This window comes from Mycoplasma sp. 1578d (assembly GCF_024582695.1).
Taxonomy (GTDB): Bacteria; Bacillota_I; Bacilli_A; order Mycoplasmatales; family Metamycoplasmataceae; genus Mycoplasmopsis.
The window spans coordinates 864,426-885,449 of sequence record NZ_CP102081.1; the positions used below are offsets into that span (position 1 = coordinate 864,426).

General features: G+C 27.3%; 15 protein-coding genes and 1 pseudogene. 7 read left to right on the plus strand and 9 right to left on the minus strand.

Features of this window, described 5'->3' with window-relative positions; all coding sequences use genetic code 4:
* Position 1: 1 nt before the first annotated feature.
* The 6 genes and pseudogenes from NPA11_RS03445 to NPA11_RS03470 form a co-directional block, all read right to left on the minus strand.
* A complete protein-coding gene (locus NPA11_RS03445) occupies positions 2–1,582 on the minus strand; it encodes a type I restriction-modification system subunit M (RefSeq protein WP_257043533.1) in 1,581 nt (526 codons plus the stop codon).
* Between the two features lie 18 nt (positions 1,583–1,600).
* Entirely contained in the window at positions 1,601–2,470 is an 870-nt protein-coding gene (locus NPA11_RS03450) for a hypothetical protein (protein ID WP_257043961.1), read from the minus strand.
* A 24-nt stretch (positions 2,471–2,494) separates the two neighbouring features.
* Positions 2,495–4,522, minus strand: a pseudogene (locus tag NPA11_RS03455) (type I restriction endonuclease subunit R); the annotation flags it as partial.
* A gap of 24 nt (positions 4,523–4,546) precedes the next feature.
* Positions 4,547–4,747: a hypothetical protein gene (locus NPA11_RS03460; RefSeq protein WP_257043535.1), complete on the minus strand. Its 201-nt coding sequence runs from the start codon at positions 4,745–4,747 to the stop codon at positions 4,547–4,549.
* 1,088 nt (positions 4,748–5,835) lie between these two features.
* Positions 5,836–7,242, minus strand: a complete 1,407-nt coding sequence (locus NPA11_RS03465) for a phosphotransferase (RefSeq protein WP_257043537.1) — start codon at positions 7,240–7,242, stop codon at positions 5,836–5,838.
* Positions 7,235–7,738, minus strand: a complete 504-nt coding sequence (locus tag NPA11_RS03470) for a hypothetical protein (protein ID WP_257043538.1) — start codon at positions 7,736–7,738, stop codon at positions 7,235–7,237. Before NPA11_RS03470 ends, NPA11_RS03465 begins: the two co-directional genes overlap by 8 nt.
* A 66-nt stretch (positions 7,739–7,804) precedes the next feature.
* On the opposite strand from NPA11_RS03470, the gene NPA11_RS03475 reads away from it, so the two are divergent.
* From NPA11_RS03475 to NPA11_RS03490, 4 genes are all read left to right on the plus strand, one after another.
* Positions 7,805–8,407, plus strand: coding sequence for a ribonuclease HII (locus NPA11_RS03475; protein ID WP_257043540.1), 603 nt, complete (start codon positions 7,805–7,807; stop codon positions 8,405–8,407).
* A gap of 72 nt (positions 8,408–8,479) precedes the next feature.
* Positions 8,480–9,280 carry an energy-coupling factor transporter ATPase gene (locus tag NPA11_RS03480; RefSeq protein ID WP_257043542.1) on the plus strand — a complete coding sequence of 267 codons (801 nt, stop codon included), beginning with the start codon at positions 8,480–8,482 and terminating at the stop codon, positions 9,278–9,280.
* Positions 9,271–10,206 carry an energy-coupling factor transporter ATPase gene (locus NPA11_RS03485; RefSeq protein ID WP_257043543.1) on the plus strand — a complete coding sequence of 312 codons (936 nt, stop codon included), beginning with the start codon at positions 9,271–9,273 and terminating at the stop codon, positions 10,204–10,206. The genes NPA11_RS03480 and NPA11_RS03485 overlap by 10 nt, the downstream gene beginning before the upstream one ends.
* Positions 10,206–11,114 (plus strand): energy-coupling factor transporter transmembrane protein EcfT, encoded by a 909-nt coding sequence (locus tag NPA11_RS03490; RefSeq protein WP_257043544.1) that lies wholly within the window; start codon positions 10,206–10,208, stop codon positions 11,112–11,114. Before NPA11_RS03485 ends, NPA11_RS03490 begins: the two co-directional genes overlap by 1 nt.
* Positions 11,115–11,132: 18 nt before the next feature.
* Here NPA11_RS03490 and trmB read toward each other — a convergent pair whose 3' ends face one another.
* Together trmB and NPA11_RS03500 are read right to left on the minus strand one after the other, a co-directional pair.
* A complete protein-coding gene (gene trmB, locus NPA11_RS03495; RefSeq protein ID WP_257043545.1) occupies positions 11,133–11,741 on the minus strand; it encodes a tRNA (guanosine(46)-N7)-methyltransferase TrmB in 609 nt (202 codons plus the stop codon).
* A gap of 74 nt (positions 11,742–11,815) precedes the next feature.
* Positions 11,816–13,183: an FAD-dependent oxidoreductase gene (locus NPA11_RS03500; protein WP_257043546.1), complete on the minus strand. Its 1,368-nt coding sequence runs from the start codon at positions 13,181–13,183 to the stop codon at positions 11,816–11,818.
* Between the two features lie 129 nt (positions 13,184–13,312).
* On the opposite strand from NPA11_RS03500, the gene NPA11_RS03505 reads away from it, so the two are divergent.
* The 3 genes from NPA11_RS03505 to NPA11_RS03515 are packed head-to-tail and all read left to right on the plus strand — an operon-like array spanning position 13,313 to position 19,498.
* Entirely contained in the window at positions 13,313–14,056 is a 744-nt protein-coding gene (locus NPA11_RS03505; RefSeq protein WP_257043547.1) for a phosphotransferase, read from the plus strand.
* Positions 14,057–14,082: 26 nt separating this feature from the next.
* Positions 14,083–15,120, plus strand: coding sequence for a phosphatidate cytidylyltransferase (locus NPA11_RS03510; RefSeq protein ID WP_257043548.1), 1,038 nt, complete (start codon positions 14,083–14,085; stop codon positions 15,118–15,120).
* Between the two features lie 19 nt (positions 15,121–15,139).
* The gene (locus NPA11_RS03515; protein ID WP_257043549.1) at positions 15,140–19,498 is read left to right on the plus strand and encodes a PolC-type DNA polymerase III; all 4,359 of its coding nucleotides are present in this window, start codon (positions 15,140–15,142) and stop codon (positions 19,496–19,498) included.
* 348 nt (positions 19,499–19,846) lie between these two features.
* On the opposite strand, the gene NPA11_RS03520 is transcribed toward NPA11_RS03515, so the two are convergent.
* Positions 19,847–20,725, minus strand: coding sequence for a hypothetical protein (locus NPA11_RS03520; protein ID WP_257043550.1), 879 nt, complete (start codon positions 20,723–20,725; stop codon positions 19,847–19,849).
* Positions 20,726–21,024 lie beyond the last annotated feature (299 nt).

Here is a 21,024-nt window from a genome sequence, read left to right on the forward strand (position 1 = left end):
TTTATTCAAACTCTTTATCTAATTCTTCGATGATTTTGTCTATTTGGGTTCTTAACTGATCTTGTTTAGCTGTAATCTCTTTGATTTGAGCATTTAATTCTTTAATATCAATTACTTCTTCCTGAGTTTTCTTTTGGAGATATTGGGATACAGATAAATTGTAATTATTGTTTGCTATTTCTTCTTTAGACACAACTTTTGCAAGGTTTTCTACATCTTTACGATCAAAATATAATTTAGCAATTTGATCAATATTAGCTTGAGATAGTTTGTTTCCTTTTTTAGCTTTTTCAACAATATCACTTGCATCGATAAATAAGATGTTGTTATCTTTTTTATTTCTTCTTAAAACTAAAATTGTTGTGGCAATTGAAGTTCCATAAAATAAATTATCAGGCATTTGAATTATTGCTTCAATAGCATTAACTGTATCAACTAAGTATTTTCTAATCTTTTGTTCAGCTCCAGCTCTATAAAAAACACCAGGAAAACAAACAATAGCAGCAACCCCATCTTCAGATAAATGATCAAGCGAATGCATCACAAATGCTAAATCAGCTTTTGATTTAGGAGCTAAAACTCCAGCATCTTTAAATCTTGAATCATTAATTAAAGTTGGATTATCACTTCCTTCTCATTTAAGTGAATAAGGAGGATTAGACACAATTACATCAAATGGTTTTTGATCTAAATGCATTGGATTAAGTAGTGTGTCACCATTTCGAATGTTGAATTTATCATACTCAACATCGTGTAAAAACATGTTCATTCTACACAAGTTAAATGTAGTAATATTAATTTCTTGACCGTAGAATCCACCAGTAATATTGTTTTTGTTTTCACCAAGAAGTTTAATTGCTTTTAAAAGTAACGAACCCGATCCACATGTTGGATCATAAACTTTATTAATTTGTTTTTTATTATCAATAGCAATTGTAGCAAGTAAAGTTGATACTTCAGGTGGAGTAAAAAACTCTCCTCCTGATTTTCCGGCACTTGAAGCATACATACTTAAAAGAAATTCGTATGCATCTCCAAATATATCTACAGAGCTTTGCGATGTTTTACCTAGATTAATTGCTCCAATATTTTCTAATAATTTAATGATTGTTTTATTTTTATCATTGACTTCTTTTCCTAATTTCTGACTATTAAAATCTAAATCATTAAATAACCCTTCAAAATCTTCTTGACTTTCGTTTCCGGAAGCAGATTTTTCAATTGATGAGAAAATTCTCTGTAAATTAATATTTAAATCAGGATCATCTAGTGCTCTTTTTTGAACATTGATAAATAAATCTGAAGGTTTAATAAAGTATCCGATACCTTTAATAATTCCTTTTTTAATATCTTCATCAATTTCTGAATCATCACATTTTTCATAATCAAAATCTAAAAGACCGTTTTCTCTTGCATCTTTATTTATATAATGAACTAGATTTTCAGAAATATAGCGATAAAATAAAAATCCTAAAACATATGTTTTAAAATCTCAGCCATCTACACTTCCGCGTAGTTCTTCAGCTATTTTTCAAATAGCATTATGTAATTCTGTTCGTTCAATGTCTCTTTTATTATCCATATTATTTTTCTTCCTTTTTTAGTAAATACCATTGTATTGTTTAACAAAATGATTTAATTTTTCAGCAATCACTTGAGCTTTAGCAATTTTACTTTGCTCTCCCTTATCCATAATAGAACCCTTAATCAAGCTGATAAATTCAGTTCCAAACGATTTAACTTCTCCTTCTTTTAAACATTTATGAATATATGTTCTTGTTTGTGGAATGTCTTTAAGTGGTAAGTTCTTAATAATTTCACTAATCACTGCTTCAATGTGATCTTGCATATAACCTTGTCACTCTTCAACAAAATCGTTTGGCTTGTTGTTGTTTAGAATTTTATTTCAAATTCTTTTAATAAATTTGCGTACTAATGAAGTATTCTCTCTTCATTTATATTGTGATTTAAGAAATTCTTCAAAATCAGCAGCAACTTTTTCGAATGATTCTTCATTAAATTCTTTAGTTTTGGTTATTAAATCTTCAATCAGATTGAGAATTTCATACCATCCATAATCAGCGTTTTTGATTGTTTCAATTTCATATTCAACACCATCATATGATTGGTTAAAAGGATTATCTTTTTTTACTTTTTTGTATTTTTCGTGTAATTCTAAATAATGGCTTTGATAATTCTGTTTGTCTCTTCCTGTAAAAATTTCACCTTGTTCTCACTTTTGACGATATTCGTCAAAAGTTCTAATAATCGTTTCAGTTCGTTGTAAGTCGGTATATAATTTCACAAACTCTTTTTCCTGTTCTGGAGTTAGATTGTTTGACTCGAGTTCTTCAAGCGGGAAATCTTTTTGAAGTTTTTTCACTAATTCTTTATAACCTAGAACTTTCTGCCCTCTAGCATTAATATAAGGACCTTCAAAGTATCTTGGAAAACTTCTTAACAAGCACATTTCTGAAGGATTTTGGGCCCCAAAAAGAGCTAAGGCTTCTTTGGTTTTTTCTTCTAGATCTCTAAAAGTAATAATGTTTCCAGCCACTTTTAGAGAATTATAAATTCGATTAGTTCTTGAAAAAGCTTGAATGAGGTTATGATATTCAAGATTTTTATCAACTCATAATGTGTTGAGCGTTACAGCATCAAATCCAGTTAAAAACATATTACATACAATCAGCATGTCAATCTCACGTTTTTTAACTTTATCCGAAACACCGTTATAATAATTTTCAAATCCTTCACTAGTTAGTGAATAATCACTATCAAACATTTTGTTGTAATCGTTCATCGCTTCTTCAAGAACATTTTTCTCTTCTTTAACTAATTTACTTGACTCGAATCCTTCGCTTAAATCAAAGTCGAGAATATTTTCTGATTTATACGTGTTTTCAAAATTGGTAAAAATTGTGGCAATTTTTAAATCCATTTTGTTTTCGGTAATTTGTTTTTTGAATTCACGATAATATAAACCGGCCATTTCAGTTGATTGACATGCAAAAATAGAATTAAATCCACTTTTAACTAAATCATGCGTGTTTCTCAAAGTTTTATCATTATAATTTTCCAGCGTATACTTAACAATTTCTCTAATTCTATTCGGATCTTTATATTGATTTTTGTCGTCTAAAACTTTATATGTTTGATTTATTTTTTTAGCTACTGTATTGTATTGAACATTGAATTTAAGAACATTCCCATCACGAATACCATCTGCAATTGTGTATGTATGGAGTTTTTTACCAAAAATATCTTTAGTTGTGCTGTGTCCTTTTGCTTCTTTAGTGTTCTTTTCAAAAATTGGAGTTCCTGTAAACCCAAAGAAAATATGATTTCTAAAGTGATTTTTAATATTAAAATGCGTTTCACCAAATTGCGATCTATGGCACTCATCAAAGATAAACACTGTTGCTGATGAATTATCTTTTAGCATTCTTTTTGATTTGTTATTTTTGATATAACGATTTAGCTTTTGAATAGTAGTAACTATAATTTTTTGATCTGATAAGCCAGAGTTTGAATTTAATTTTTCTTCAAGGATTCTAGTACTTGCTGTACTACTTACTGAACCTTTTTGGTATTTTTCAAACTCTTTTACTGTTTGATAATCTAAATCTCTTCGATCTACTACAAACAACACTTTTTTGATATTTTCATTATTAGAAAGTATTTGAGCAACTTTAAAAGAGGTTAGAGTTTTACCTGAACCGGTTGAATGTCAAATATACCCACCAGCTTGGTTTGTTCCGATTAAACTTTTATTATTTAAGGCAACATTTGTTTGTTGAAGAATTTTTTCACATGCTGCAATTTGATATGGACGCATGACAAGGAGTTTTTTATCTTCTGTTAAAACACAATATTTAGTTAAAATTGATAAAATAGTTCTTTTTCGAAAAAATAAAAAGACAAAATCATCCAAATCTCGAATTGGATGATTTTGTGCATCTGCTCATGTAATTACAAACTCAAATGAATTGCTAGTTTTAATTAATCCGGCTTGAAGTTTTTCGTTCTTGTTTTTCTCTTTAAGGGATAAAAATCTGGTTGTATTAGAGTAGTATTTAGTAAATGTCCCATTACTTATAACAAATAATTGGATATACTGAAACAATCCATCACCACTGGCAAAAGATTGTTCTTGATATCTTTCTATTTGGTTAAATGCTTCTTCAATCGAAACACTTCGACGTTTCAGTTCAATTTGAATAAGTGGAAGTCCATTTACAAGAATGGTAACATCATATCTATTTTTCTTTTGCGAATTAGTTTCGTACTGATTAATAACTTGTAAAGTATTATTAAAAATATCAACATCATCAATTAATTTGATATTTTTAAACTTTTCTTCGCGATCATATAATTTTGCACTAAAAGTTCTAATTCTTTGAATCTTTTCAGTTTTATCGTAAATGTTTTCGTTTTCTTTTGAAATAACATCTTTATAAAACTCTTCTCATTCTCTATCACTAAAGGTAAAATTATTTAGTTTGGAGATTTGCTTTCTTAGATTTGCTTTCTTAGATTTGCTTTCTTAGATTTGCTTTCTTAGATTTGCTTTTAGCTCTTTTTCGTTTTTAATATCAACATATTCGTATCCAATTGACATTAAATCAGAAATAAATTTATTTTCAAGCTGTTCTTCAGATTGATATTCTTTTTCTTGAGTCTTTTCAGATTTAAATTCATCAATCACAACTCAATTTTCATTTTCTGAAGATAAAATCTGCTTCATTTGCACAGGTAAAGAACTCCTTCTTATTCTTAAATTTTTTTAATTATACAATTTTTTTATTTGTAAAAATATAGAAAAAATTAGTTTGTGATAGAATAACTTTAAGGTTCTTTTTATAAAGTTTTTAATTATTCTAAAAATATAATTAAGAACTGAAATTAAAGTTTATCAAATAAAGTTATTAATCTTTCAAGTGCGAAAAAAACACCTGAAATGCAAATAATATTATTTGATATTTTTTTGCATTTTCAATGTTTTTGTTTTTGATATTTTTCGAATTAGATAATAGAATTCGAAATTGTAAAAACAAAAATCGAAAAGCAAAAATGATTTCGATTATAAGAATAAATATAAATAATATTCTTATAATAAGATTAATTATCATGTTTATCTTTTCTATGATAGCACCTCCTTTCTTTTGTTTTATTGATTAGAGTATAACGCAGTTTTTTAGAGACACATAGAAATTAATATTTATCATAATTAATAAACAACAAAAAAACTAAGGCAAATATTGTTGCCTTAGTTTTAAAATATAATTTTTATAAGAAATGGTATCTTGATTATAAATGTAATTAAACTTTTTTTCGCTAAAAATGAATATATTAGTTATATTAAAATATTTTAATAAAAACAAGAGTTGATTTTTCAATTACAATATATTTTAGAAAAGGAATAACAAACGCGTATTTTTAAATTGGGCGTAATTATGTATTTTAGTTTTGTTTACTAACCTAAAAAATATCTATCATTTAATGCCCTAATCTATTAAATTATCTATATTTTTAGACTACATTGTGAAGATGATTATTCATAAATATTCAAGAAACAATTAATGAAATTGCAAAAATAATGTCTAATAATAAAAATCATATTAATCATTTATTTTCAATTTTTAGAATATTGAGAATTTTTAAACTAAATAACATAATAGTGACTATTACTCAAAAAACAGTAAGGATTATTAATGTTATATATAAATAATAATTAAGATCCTTTTTTATGTTAGCTAAATCATTCATGACTTTATTAATTATATTTTAACTCATATTTCTCCTTAAAAATCAATCATAAATAAAAAGGTATTTTTATAAATAATCTTGATATTTTTGAATATTTTTTACATTTAAATCAAAAGAAAAATTGTCTTGTAAGTCTAAACTTCACAAAAGCCCATAAAAGTTAACAATACATTTATATTTATAAAATTCTTCTTTTGAAGTATTTTTATCATAGCACTTAAGTAAATGCAACTCTTTATCTTCGTTTAAATCTAAATTAGTGCTTAGATAAGCAAGATCGAAATATTTACTATTAAGTGAAATATTCACTAAATCAATAAATTTAAATTTTCCGTCATTTATACTCAACACAATATTACCTTGGTGTAAATCATTATGAGATAAGACTAAATCTTTAGGATTGTTTAAAATCTTAAAGATTTTTTCAATTATTTCAGGTTTAATTTGTTTAACTCATTCATTATCTTTAAACTTTTGATAAAGGTTAAAGATAAATTGATTAATCGTATATGAATATTGATTCGGTAATTGATGAAACTTCTTGATTTTTGTAGCTAAACGTCTTAGAGTTCCTTTGCAGTAATGAAATTTTTCCTCATGAATTCATTTTCTTAAAATAATTTGTTCATCTTCATAAGCGATAAATGGAATAAAATCATGTTCTCCTAGATTTTTGATTAATAAAGGTTGGTGATTATTTTTAAACTGAACTACTCGATCATTTAACAAGTATGAACTTTTTGATGAAGATTCGATTGGTTTAATTTTCTTCACTTCTTGTTTGATTTTATCAATATAATCTCTTTTATAAGTATATTGATTAAAAACGTTACTAATAAACAATAAATCTTTAAATTGCTCAGTAGTAATTTCAAGATGTTTTAAAATTAATTTTAAATCAAATCCTTCTTTATAGAGAGCCACTGCATCATAACCAAAAAAGTTTGATCTGATTCATTCTAAATCAATGAATCTCACTTGATTTTGATCATTAATTAAAATATTTTTTAATACTAAATCTCCATGATGCAATACTTTTGGTTGATCTTTAAATTTAGCAATGGTTTTGCTATATTCTGGTGAATTAATTTCATTCTCAAATCAATCAAACTCTTGTGCTTGAATTTTAAGTTTTGAAAATTTTTTTAGCTGTTCTAAAACAGCAATTTGAATTTCTTGAGTCAGCTTAATTTTTTCTAAAGTTTGACCCTCAAATCACTCACGAATTAATAAATTATCATCATAATATAAGGTTTTTAAATCTTGTAAATAATATAATGCTTCAGCTTTTTTTGGTTCTTTTAAAAAGTCTTTTTTAATTCGAACTTGATACTTTAAATCATTTATTATTGCAGAATATGTGTAATTATGAAAACCTTCATATTCAAAAGTTAGTGAATTTATTTCACTAACTTGCTTAACTTTTAATATTTTATTAACTAAAACTAAATGTTGTGTAACTAAATTATTCATTAACCCTCTCAGCGATTAATTCTAAATGATTTGGACAAGTAAACATATTTTGTTCTTGATTAAATTGAATATATAAAACTCCAGGGTATGTTCGATAATATTGTTTCTTTCCGATAAAATGCATCCCTAACATTGCCAAATGAAAGACATTTCTTTTTTCTTGTTCAAGTTGTGCTTCAAAGACAACTGGATACACACTTAAATCAAAACTAATTAATGGATGAACTTTAAGTAATCTTTTTTCTTCATCACTGAAAAAATCTATAATTTCTTGATGTTCTTTAACTAAATCTGTATTTGTCCCAAAAAATTTGTTAGAAACACTAACTTCCTCTTGAAAGGTTTTTATAAAAACATTCAAATCTAATAAATTTTTTTGGGTTTTGATAATACTATTTAAAAATCAAGTAATTTTTTCTAACTCTCGAGCTAATCCAAAATAAAACTCAAAATATTGATCACATTTTTTACAATAAGCTTTTACTTTATCCACCATAGATTAATTATATTTAAAAGCTTAATATTTTAAATGCTATTGTCTCTTTTATTTATAATTTTTTATATGCTCAATTATGAAAGAGAATTTTTACCTAATAAAAAGATCATTGCTGGTTGCGATGAGGCTGGACGTGGATCATGAGCTGGCCCGCTAGTAGCAGCGTGTGTGATTATGCCTTATGGTGCTAAAATTGAAGAAATAAACGATTCAAAAAAATTAAATTCTCACAAAAGACAAGCTCTTTTTGATCAAATTTTAAACAACGCACTCGAAGTTCAGATCTCAATTCGTTCAGTTGAAGATATTAATCTTTCTAATCCTAAAGAAGAATCAAAAGTCGCAATGAGTAATTGCGTTCAGCAAATGAAACTCACGCCTGAAATTGTAATTACTGATTTTGAAAAAATCTATATTGATTTAGAGCAAATCAACTTAATTAAAGGTGATCAAATTTCTTATAATGTAGCTGCAGCTAGCATTATTGCTAAGGTTTATCGTGATAATTTAATGATCAAACTTGATCAACAATATCCTGGATATGGATTTGTAAATCATAAGGGTTATGGGACTAAAGAACATAAACTTGCAATTGTAAAAAACGGAATTACTCCACAACACCGAATTAAATACAAACCGATTAAAAATTTAGTTTCTTCAATAACTTAATTTTGTTCTTTTTTACACTTTTTAAGCCTTTGTTGTAAAAAGTATATTTTGTATTATGGTAAAATTAGTATTATGATTAAGGTCGAAAATGTTACTTTTAAATATCGAGCTAATGACATTGTTCCAGCCTTGTCAAATGTCTCATTTGAAATCAAAAAAGGTGAATATGTAGCTATTTTAGGACATAATGGTTCAGGAAAAAGCACTATTTCAAAAATCCTTTCAGCTCTAATCAAACCAACTTCTGGGCAAGTGATTATTGATGATATTGTTTATTCACGCGAAACTTTAATCGATGTTAGAAAAAAAATTGGCATTGTTTTTCAAAATCCAGAAAACCAATTTATCGGTTCTTCGGTCGAAGATGATATTGCTTTTGGTTTAGAAAACAAACTTATGTCACGACCAGAAATGATTGAAACAGTACGAAAATATGCAGAAAAAGTTGATATGCTGGATTATTTAGAGCGTGAGCCTGAAAATCTTTCAGGAGGACAAAAACAACGCGTTGCCATTGCATCAGTCCTTGCCCTTGATCCTGAAGTAATTATTTTTGACGAAATCACTTCAATGCTTGATCCAAGAGGAAAAAATAAAGTAATTGAAATTATTCAAGGAATTCGAGCGCGAAAAGATAAAACCTTAATTTCAATTACTCACGATATGGATGAAGCTATTTTAGCTGACAAATGTTTAGTTTTTTCAAGCGGAAAATTAGTGGCTGCTGGAAGACCAATTGATATTTTAAATAACAAAAAAATCATTGATATTGCTAAAATTGATTCTCCTTTTGTTTATAAACTAAGCTCATTGATTAAAGGGATCGAACCCACATACAACGAAGAGGAGTTATTAAACAAAATATGCAAATAAAATTAAATAATGTCGAACATATTTTTTCAAAAAATACTCCTTGAGAATTTAAAGCTCTAAATGGTGTATCGATTACTATTAATCAAGGTGAATATATTGGTGTTATCGGACAAACAGGAAGCGGAAAAACTACTTTTATTCAACATTTAAACGCTTTATTAAATCCTACTGAAGGTGAAGTTTCTTGGATTTTTGAGCACGAACCAAACGCCAATAAGGAAATACTGCTTAAATTACCTATTTATAAAAAACGTTTTTTCAGTTTTTTATATCCAAAAACTAAAAAATTAAAAAAATCGTTTAAATTTAAGGCGTCTAAATTAATTAGAAACAAAATCGGAGTTGTGTTTCAATTTGCTGAATACCAATTATTTAAACAAACTGTTTTAGAAGATATTATTTTTGCTCCGGTGGCTTTTGGAATGAATAAAGAATTAGCAAAAGAAAAGGCTAAAACTTATATTAAACTTGTTGGATTAAGTGAAGATTATTTAAAGCGAAGTCCCTTTGATTTATCTGGTGGTCAAAAACGCCGAGTTGCTCTTGCTGGTATTTTAGCTCTTGAGCCACAAGTTCTGGTAGTGGATGAACCCACTGCCGGTCTTGATCCTGTAGGAGTAGTGGAAATTTTGGATATTCTCACTAAATTAAACCAACAAGGAACCACTGTTGTTAATGTTACTCACGATTTAGATCATGTTTTAGAACGTGCTAAAAGAGCAATAGTTTTTAAAGATGGATTAATCTGTAAAGATGGAACTCCTTACGAAATTCTCAATGATATTGAATTTTTACAACAAAATAACCTTCAACCTCCGCGTTTGCTTGATTTTGTCCACAAATTACGAAACCGCGGACTTAAGGTGCCTCCTGTTTGTTCGGTAGAAGAATTAGCTCAATGAATTAATTCTCAAGGAGGAAAATAATGAAAAGTGTTTTTGGAAGATATATTCCTCGAAAAGGTTTCTTTTACAATATTGATCCACGCTTAAAAATTATTATTGTTGTTTTTTATGTTGTTTTTGCTTTTATGGCAAAAAATTACATTGATAGTTTGATTTTATTAATTCCACTTTTAACCGTTTATTTAATTGTTGTTAAAAAAGTTAAATCAGTAATTAAAATGGCTAAATTCCCTATTATTATGGCTATTGTTATCTTTTTAATTAATTTATTGACTATTAAATATGGAGATGTATCAAAAGCTTTTACAAACGAAAAGCCATTCCCGTGATATTTAACATATCCAGATTTTCCAATGGATGGCAAACATGATCAAAATTTAGTTATTAGTATGTTAGCTTTAAACCGTAGTATTGCTCTCTTTTTAAGAGTTTTTACCATGATTTTGTCAACTACTTTATTAACTAATACAACTCGACCAATTCTACTGACTAAAGCAATTGAAGATTTAATGTTCCCGCTTAAACTCTTGTTTATTCCAACTCAAATTATTGCTATGATTATTTCAATTGCCTTACGTTTTATTCCAACGCTTTTAGATGAATCACAACGTATTATGAAGGCTCAAAGCTCAAGAGGGATTGATTTTAAAAATGGTAAATTAAAAGATAAAGCCGTGGCTTTTTCAACCTTAATTATTCCACTCTTTGTCTCGAGTTTTGCAAAAGCTGATGATTTAAGTGATGCCATGCAAACTCGTGGTTATGAGCCATATTCAAAAAGAACTAAATATCGTCAATTAAATCTTTCATGAAGAGATTTAGTGGTAACCTTATTTATTATTGCTCTGGGATTATTAATTGGATTTAACACTTATTATGGTTCGCATTATTTACCGGTCTTTTGAATTGTTCAATTAGGTATTTATTAAAAAATCTAGCTCTACAAGCTAGATTTTTCTTGCCTCAAGATAATTAATATTTTTCCCTTTGCTTGACCATTTAATCTCATATCCGGTAGGATAATTGTCTTTATTAAATTTGCTTTGATGCAAATTGTTTGTTAATCCGAGAATTTCTCAATTATTCTGCTTAAACGATTCAACCGAATATTCAAACAATTTATCATTGTCGGTTTTAAATTTAAGCTTTCCATTTCTTGAGAGAATCGTTTCATATAAAGCTAAAAAGTTTTTATATGTTAACCTTCTTTTTTCGTGGGCATTTTTGGGTCATGGATCACAAAAAGTTAATCATAATTCATTTATTTTGCCATTAAATAATTCTGGTATCTGAACAGCATCCTTTGTTATAATGAATAAATTATTTAATTCAAGCTGGTTAATTTTTTTTAAGATTTTATGAGCTACAGTTGGATATTTTTCAAGAGCATAAAAAGTTTTATTCGGATTATTCAAAGCCATTTGAGTAATCATTTCGCCTTTCCCAGCTCCAATTTCTAATACGCTTTGATCATTTAATTGAATCGGAAATTGATTTAAAAAATAACGAGATTGCGCTAATTCACCGGCTGCATTTTTATTATGTCTTAATCTCATAGTGATAATAATTATAATTAAAAGTTTTGCAAAAAGGACAAAACTGATTTTTGTCCTTTCTTTTGTTTTGTATTTTATTTTTTATATTTAATTCCAAGAGCATTAAGCATTGCTACTAAGAAGAAGTTAAATGGTTTATTGAAGTGTGGTAAGAAGTAAACATCTGTTAAAGCAATTTCAGGAAGTGTAAGTCCTTTCTGAATGGCTAGTGCAAACATAAAGATTACTTCTGTATGATAGAATTTTCCTCATGAACCAATTTGAACACCGATTAATTTGTAGTTGGTTTTATCATATGTAAGTTTAATTGCAACTTTATCATGTTCTTTCATGAATTCTGGACGATCATTGTCAATAAAATATTCTTCAGCTACATTTGTAAGCCCAAATCTTTCTGCTGAAGCTTTAGTCATACCAGTTGAAGCATAGTGGCAATCAAACACGTTAATTGCATTAGTTCCAACTACACCAGGGAAAGGAACATTAATTCCAGCAATGTTCATTGCCGCAATTAATCCTGTTTTAACAGCATTAGTAGCAAGAGCTATGTGGCAGTTTTTTCCTGTTACTTTGTTCATCATTGATGCTGAATCACCAATTACATAAATATCTTTATCTGAAACTGAACGTTGATATTCATCTACAACTATTGCGCCGTTTGGTAATTTTTCAACATCACTAAGAGCTTCTGTTCTTGGTTTAAATCCAATTGATAAAATTACTAAATCAGCTTTATATTCACCTTTGTTAGTTACAACTGAAGATACATGTACTCCATCTTTTGATTTAAATTCAACAACTGATTCACCAAGTTGTAATTTAACTCCTGCATCTTTCATACGTTTTTCCATTACGTCTGTAAATTCAGGATCAAAGTAGTTAGGAATTACTCTTTCTTGTAAGTCAATTAAAGTAACATTTTTACCTTTTAAGTGGAATGCTTCTACTAATTCAACCCCAATGTATCCGGCTCCGACAATAACAACGTCTTTAACTTTTTTATCATCAGCAGCTTCATGAATTTTTTGAGCATGTTGGAAAAGTTTTGAAAGCATAATGTTTTTGTATTCTTTTCCTTTAAAAGGAGGTTCAATTGGTCAAGTTCCTCCAGCAAAAACTAATTTGTCGTATGTATCAGTAAATTCTTTTCCTGTTGCTACATCTTTAACTACAACTTCTTTTTTAGCTCTGTCAATTTTTATCACTTCATGTTCTGTTTTTAAATCAACATTGTATTCTTCTCTAAGGATTTTTGGAGATGAATAGAATAATCCTTCAGGTGATTCAAATTCTCCCCCAACCCATAAAGCAATTCCACATCCTAAAAATGATGTGTTAGTGTTTCGGTCGTAAACCACAACATTGTCTTGAGGATTAATTGTTTGTAAAGTTCTTAAAAACGATGTTCCTGCGTGGTTAGCTCCGACAACTAAAATTCTCATATATTTTAATCCTTTCGAATATTTAATTTTTTAAATATTTATTAGTTCTGATAATTATACAATATAATAGATGTTCAATACTAAATATGACAATTATTTCCGCAAAAATGTGGAAAATAAAGGATTTTTATGAAAAAAATTAAGCTTGGTTTTACTAACGAATCCTACAAGGATGAAAAATTTTTTGTCCAAAAGAAAATACCCAATCAATTTAATCACAAAATTGATTATTCAATTTTAAGTTCGTTAGATTTTGTTCCTAAATTATTTGAAAACTCAAAACAATGATTAAAATTTGAGTTTATTGAAAATATTGATTTTGAACTTACTGATCAAGTTTTAATTCAAATTGCCGATTATTTAAAAACAATTCATAATTCAAAATTACCATTTCCAAAAACTAATCACGCAGCTCGTGTTAAACAATATCGAAAAGTCCTTAAGGATAAAAATATTCAAATTGAAATTTTAAATAAATATTATAAACGAATTAACTTAATTTTATCTAAAATGGAAAATAACCGTCCTTTGCACAATGACTTATTTAAAACTAATATTTTAATGGATAAAAATCAAAAGCTTTGGATTGTTGATTGAGAATACGCAAGTATGGGTGATAAACATTTTGATTTAGCTTATTTTATTACCAGTAATAACCTTAATAAGCATCAGGAAAAAGTCTTTTTAGACCGCTATGAATCATATTGAGAAGAATATTTGTACCAACACAAAATTCTGATTTATTATTTAATTATTTTATGATTAAATAATCAAGAAACTATGCCTTTTGATGATAAACCTTTTTATCAATTGGTTGAACAAAGTGTTCAAGAATATGAAAACAAAAAGAAAAACAACGAGTTTGCAAAATAATTTTTTAATATAATTAAACTAATATTATGAATTTAGATAATAAAGCAAAAAATTCTTTATTTTATCAAAGAGTTATGCCCTCTTTGTTTTTGTTTATTTTTTTGCTTTTATTTTTTGTTATTTTTAGACTCTCTTTTTATACTTTTACTCAGTTTAATTGGGGTAATTCTTCTGATATAGCTAAAATAATTCTTAGAATTATTGCCTTACTTTTATATGCTTTAATTGGGTTTTGGGCTTTTTATGAATTAAGTGATTCATTTACAAAAAATAAAAATAGTTCACTTATTTTAAGCATTTTTCAATTGGTACCGTTATTTTTAGGTTCAAACTATTTAATCGATAATGAAAAAAGAGATGTTTCACTAATACTTAATTTTGTTTATTCTGAATGAATTTTTTATGTCCTAATTATTTCTAATGCATTGATTTTTGTGATAATTCGTCTTATAACAGTTGAAAATATTAATTATCAAAATCTAATTATTCGGGCACTTGTTTATTTAATTTTTAGTTTTTTGATAGCTATGTTTTTAAAGATTTTTGTTTTTTTAATGAAAACGCATTCTGGACTATCATACATTATTATTTTAATCGCCGGTTCTAGTGCCGCTGATATTGGCGGTTTTGTTTTTGGAAGAAAATTTGGAAATAAATTTTTTAAAAATCGTTTAGCCCCAAATATCAGTCCTCAAAAAACGTGAGAAGGTTTTATCGGCGGATGAATCTTTTCGTTTTTAGTTATAATAACACTTGTTGTTCTACTTAATTTTACCGATCAAATATCTCAAATTAGTGGTAGAAATTACTTTGATATTTTATTTACTTTCCCTCAAAATAGTGAGAATTGAATATCTATTGCAAAAGCATCATTAATTTTATTCACAATTGCTCTTCCAATTATTGCAACAATTGGTGATTTATCATTTTCAAGTATTAAGCGTTGAAATGAAATAAAAGATTTTTCTAATATATTAAAGGGACATGGAGGATTATTAGATCGCTTAGACAGTATTATTTTTGTCTTTGTGCTATTCTCACTATTAACCATTATTTTTAAATAATCAAACACAAGGAGTATAAATGAAAACTAAGGATTTTTACAAAGATATTTCTTTTAATAATTTTGCTAAATATTCAAATTTAGGAGAATTAGAATCAATTCAAGATGCTTATATTTTAAATAATCAAATCGAATTTAGTGATGATAAGAAAAATGCATTTTTAACAATTTGTTTTAAGAATATTCCTTCGTTTTCTGATTTTATTTTACTTAAACATAAAATCGATAATTTTAAAGATTTAAAACTTCACGTTGATTTTTTAATTGATAATTATTACCCAGAAGACCCAAAAATTAAAGATTATGCTTTATATTTTCTCTCGCTAGAACCAAAATTTGAAGAAATTGTTAAAGCTCATCAAAATTCTTCGTTTTTGCAAATTAATCATGAAAAACGTAAATGAGTCTTTATGCAAATCGAAACTGCATATGAAGAACTTTTAAATGAAATTATTTTTTATTTAAAAGATCAATTTGCCAAAATCAACTTAAATAAGGTAGATTTTGAAATTGAAATAGTAAAAATTGAGCTTCCAAAACTATTTGCATCTGAAAATTTTATTCTTGAACAAGAGCAAAAACTACTGCAAATCAATGAACAAGTAAACAGTGTTTTTGGTAAAAGCGTTTATAACGCTAAAAAAAACAAATTCAATTCAAATAAAGCTAATTATCAACTAATGAACATAAAAGATATTCATTCAATTATTGAAATTCCACAACAATTTAATGTAGCAATTAAAGGTCAAGTTTATAAAACTGATTTTATTGATCGTAAAAATTTCATTATATATAAATACTGAATTTCTGATTTAAAAGATGCTATTGAAGTATCATACTTTCAAAAAGAAAAATTATCAGATGATGGAATTTTTTCAATTAATGATTGAATTGAAGTTTATGGTTCTTTAGGAGAAAGTTTTGATAAATCACAAAAAATTATCAAGGCTAATAAAATTATTAAAACCGAATCTCCTTTAATGGACCCTGTAGATAATGAACCAATTAAGCGAATTGAGTTAAACGCCAAAACTAAAATGAACACAATGGACGGAATAATGAGTCCAACTCAACTTGTTGAATTTGCACAAAAATTAGGTCATAAAGCTGTAGCTATTTGTGACTTAAATGGAGTTCAAGCTTTTCCTGAATTTTATCAAGCTACAAAATCAGCTAAAATCAAACCAATTTATGGTGCTTCATTTAATATAATCGACAAGAATAATAAAGTCTTTTTAAATTCCTTTGAAAATTTTAATTTAGATGATATTGAGTATGTTGCATTTGACCTTGAAACAACCAATCTTTCAGCTAGTTTTGGTGAAATAATTGAATTTGGTGGGGTCATTATCAAAAACAAAAGAATTATTGAAGAATTTCAATTCTTTCTCAAACCAAATACTTCAATTTCTTCTTTTACCACTAATTTAACTTCAATTACCAATCAAATGCTTCAAGAACAAGGGCTTGAACAAATTGATGGGCTAAATAAAATCTATAATATTTTAAACAATCGCTACGCCATTGCTCACAACTGTAATTTTGATATGGGATTTATTTATCAAAAATTTTCTGAATATAATATCCCAATTCCAAATACCACATTCATGGACGCTTTAGCGATCTCTCGGCTTTTATTCCCTTGAAAAAGAAGACACACTCTTGGTGCTTTTTGTTCTTATTTATCAATTGATTACAAAGAGGATGAAGCGCACCGTGCTGATTATGATGCTCGAGTTCTTGCCAACGTTTGAATGGCTGCTATTGAAGAATTAAAAAAATCTAATATTTATACTTGTAATGATTTATCTTCATTAATAACTGATGGTTATTATTCAAATGTTCGTGCCGATGAAATGAGTGTTTTAGTTTTAAACCAACAAGGTTTAAAAGAATTGTTTCAATTTGTCACTTTAGCTTTAACCAAGCGTTATTTTGGCCGTGCTAAATTGTTTTATGATGATTTAGTTAAGTCTCCTAACTTACTGTTTGGCTCAGGTGGAATCCGAAGCGGTTTAATAGACGCTTATTTATTTGGTAGCCAATATCAACAACAAAAATTATTAAAATTATTTGACTATATTGAAGTCCCACATCCAAGTGCCTTCTTAAATAATGTTGGTGAAAATGACTTAACTTTACAACAAATTCAAGTTGCTCTTAAAAAATTAATTCAAGATGCGACAAAACTAGGAAAAATAGTTATTGCTATCTCAGATGCTCGATACGAAAAAGATCAAGATCAAATTTTTTATAAATCTTTAGTTTATTCAATGGGTATTGGTGGCACTCCACACTTTTTATTCAATAAATCTAAAGCACAAGTTGGAAATTTAGTTATTCCAAAACTTCATTTTTTAACAACTAGAGAAATGTTGGATCAATTTGCTTTTTTAGGCGATTTACAAATGATTAAAGATGTTGTAATTAATAACACTCATAAAATTGAAAAAATGGTTGCAAACGATATTCAAGTCATTAAAAAAGATTTGTATACGCCTAAATTTGACAATTCTCATCAAAAACTTTATGATTTAGTTTATAAAACTGCTCGAGAAAAATATGGGGAAAATTTACCTCCAATTATCGAAGAGCGTCTTGAAAAAGAAATTCAACCAATTATTAAATATGGTTATGATGTTATTTATTGAATTTCAAATCGTTTAATTAAAAAATGTGAAGATATGGGCTCAATTGCTGGAAGTAGGGGAAGTGTTGGTTCTTCGCTTGTGGCCACAATGGCCGGAATTACCGAAGTAAACCCACTGCCACCACACTATATTTGTCCAAAATGCAAACATTTTGAAGTCTTTGAAAATTCTGAAATTACTTCTGGTTATGATCTAGATGATAAAAAATGTCCAAAATGTAACATAATAATGGATAAAGATGGTCATTCGATTCCGTTTGAAACCTTTTTAGGTTTCAACGCTGACAAAGTTCCTGATATTGATTTAAACTTTTCTGGTGATTATCAATCCGAAATCCATAATGAAGTTAAGCGTATTTTCGGAGAAGAAAATACGCTTAGGGCCGGTACTATTTCTACTATTAAAGAAAAAACTGCCTTTGGTTATATTAAAAAAATTGAAGAAGAATATAACTTTGGCTACTCACGAAATTTTATTGACTTTTTATCTTCTAAAATTATCGGTGTAAAAAGAACAACTGGGCAACACCCTGGTGGAATTATTATTATTCCAAAAGAATTTCAAGTGGAAGATTTTACACCAACTAATTATCCCGCTGATGATATTAGTATTGATTGAAAAACAACTCACTTTGATTTTCACGCGATTCATGATAATGTCCTAAAGCTTGATATTTTAGGACACCGTGATCCGACTGCTATCTTAATGCTTCAAAGAATTACTAATATTAATTTTCAAAGAGATATTCCTAAAAAAGATCCGCGAGTGATGTCATTATTTACTTCCACCAAGGAATTAAATATTGATCCTTCGCAAATTGGAGGTGAACAAACCGGAGCAATTGGTTTACCTGAATTTGGAACCTCTTTTGTTCGTAAAATGCTTAAAGAAGCTAAACCAACAAGTTTTGCTGATCTAATTTCAATTTCAGGTCTTTCACACGGTACAGATGTTTGAGCAAATAATGCTCAAACATTAATTAAAAATAATAGTTTCACCTTAAGAGATGTGATTTGTTGTAGGGATGATATTTTATACTACTTAAAAGGTAAAGGTGTTGACGCTCTTGAATCGTTTAAAATTATGGAAAAAGTCCGTAAAGGAAAAGGACTTACAGATGAAGAAGCATCTAAACTTGAAGGACAAAATATCCCTTCTTGATATATTGATAGTATGCAAAAAATTAAATATATGTTCCCTAAAGCTCACGCGGCCGCTTATGTACTAATGGCTTGAAGAATTGCATGATTTAAACTTTATTATCCACTTGAATATTACGCTACTTTTTTAACTATTAGAGTTGAAGAATTTGATATTGAAACTATTGTTAATGATCATGGAGCTCTGAGAACTAATAAGAAAATTAACGAAATTAACAAATTACCTAAGAAAACTGTTCTAGATGACGCATTATTAACGACCCTTGAATCAGTCCGTGAATTGTACGCTCGTGGTTTTTCAATTAATAATATAAACCTTGAAAAATCACTTGAAAAAGAATGAGTAATTGACAAAAATAACAAAGCACTAATTCCTCCTTTTTCAGCTGTTAAAGGGCTTGGAGAATCTGTGGCTAAGAAAATAATTCAAGCCCGTAACGAGCGAGAATTTATCTCTAAAGAGGATTTTGCAAAACGAACTTCAATTAACAAAACTCTTCTTGACACTCTTAATAATTTGGGTGTTTTAAATACATTAGACGACACTGATCAAATGAAATTATTTTAGATATAAAAAGATCATAATTTAATTATGATCTTTTTATTGAATTTATAAATTTTAATATTCTAATATTTTTATATTGCTTATTAATTATAAAACGATTAATTGATGATATATTATATTTAAGTTTATCAAAATTAAGAATTATATTAGAAATTATGTTTAGTATAAAAATATTAAACATAATTAATCACATATAAGCAAAAGCTTTATTATAGTTTGTTGTTCGTTCACCTAAATAAATAAATAATCGTCCACCAAGGTAAAAATCATCAGTTGAGAGAGAACTATACAAAACAACACTTCTAAACATGATTTCTGCATAAATTGTAAATAAAGTAATTAAATCTCTTTTTAAATAAGGTAAGATATAATGTTATAAATTTTAAACTTGCTTCATCCAATTAATTTTAAATTTTTAAATTTAGAATGATCTATTTTATTTACTGAATCTGATAATTGTTTTAATATTGAACCAGAATTATGAAAAGCTAGAATAACTAAAATTAGCGTAACTTTCGAATTAAAAATAGGACTAAAAACAAAAAACACAATAATCGAAGGAAAGGTTCTTAAAATGATTAATCACAATTTAGCAAAAATGATAGTGGTTTTTTTGTTTTGTTTTTCAATTAAGAAAGTTAGTGTAATTATTACTAAAATAAATAAAAAAACAAGTGAGAATATTGTGTGTTTTCAGATTTGAAAAGCTTGTTTTATTAAAGGTTGATTATTAGAGGAAGCATCATTACTAAATACACCAAAATAAGGTTTAAAAAAATTATTTACAAAATTATAAAAAGAGTTATTTTTAAAAACTGAGTAACTTAAAGAACTAAAAACATAAATACTATAGATTATTAAAAAAATTAAAAGTGTGCTTTTTAGTAATTTTTGTCAATTAATTTGAAAAAATTTTGTTATTTTGTTTTTTGATAGTTTTTTAAATGGAACATGCTTTAAGACATAATTTTTAAATAAAAAATCAATTAATTCTAAAAATAAAATAAAAGAAATTAAAATTAATAAAGGTATTCCTAATTGATCAATATTACTTCCTCCATTTTTTGTAGCATAATCGGTTAAGATTCCAATACCAACTAAACCAAAATTCGAAAGTAAAGATGCTCATCTGATATTCGATTCAAATGAATAAAGTAATAATCCAATGATTTTATTATTAATGCGAGGATAAATTTCTCTGAAAAAAGAATTAAATTTACTATTTCCCATTTTAATTGAGAGATAATAGTATTTTGTATCAACTGTTTTAAAAATTTCTACAAAATATTTATGTAGTCATAATCAAGTAAACCAAAAATAAGCTAAGAGTAAAGCAGTATCCCCTACTTCTAAAGAGGTTTGAAATATAAGTATGAACACAACTTCCGGAATTACCCTAAGAAAAAATAGTATAAACTTGATTAAGCTGCAAAATATTTTATTATTAAATTTTTCGCTACTTAAAAACGAAGTAATTAAAGCGATAACAAAACCGCCAAAAGTGCCCGCTGCTGCAAATTGAATATTAG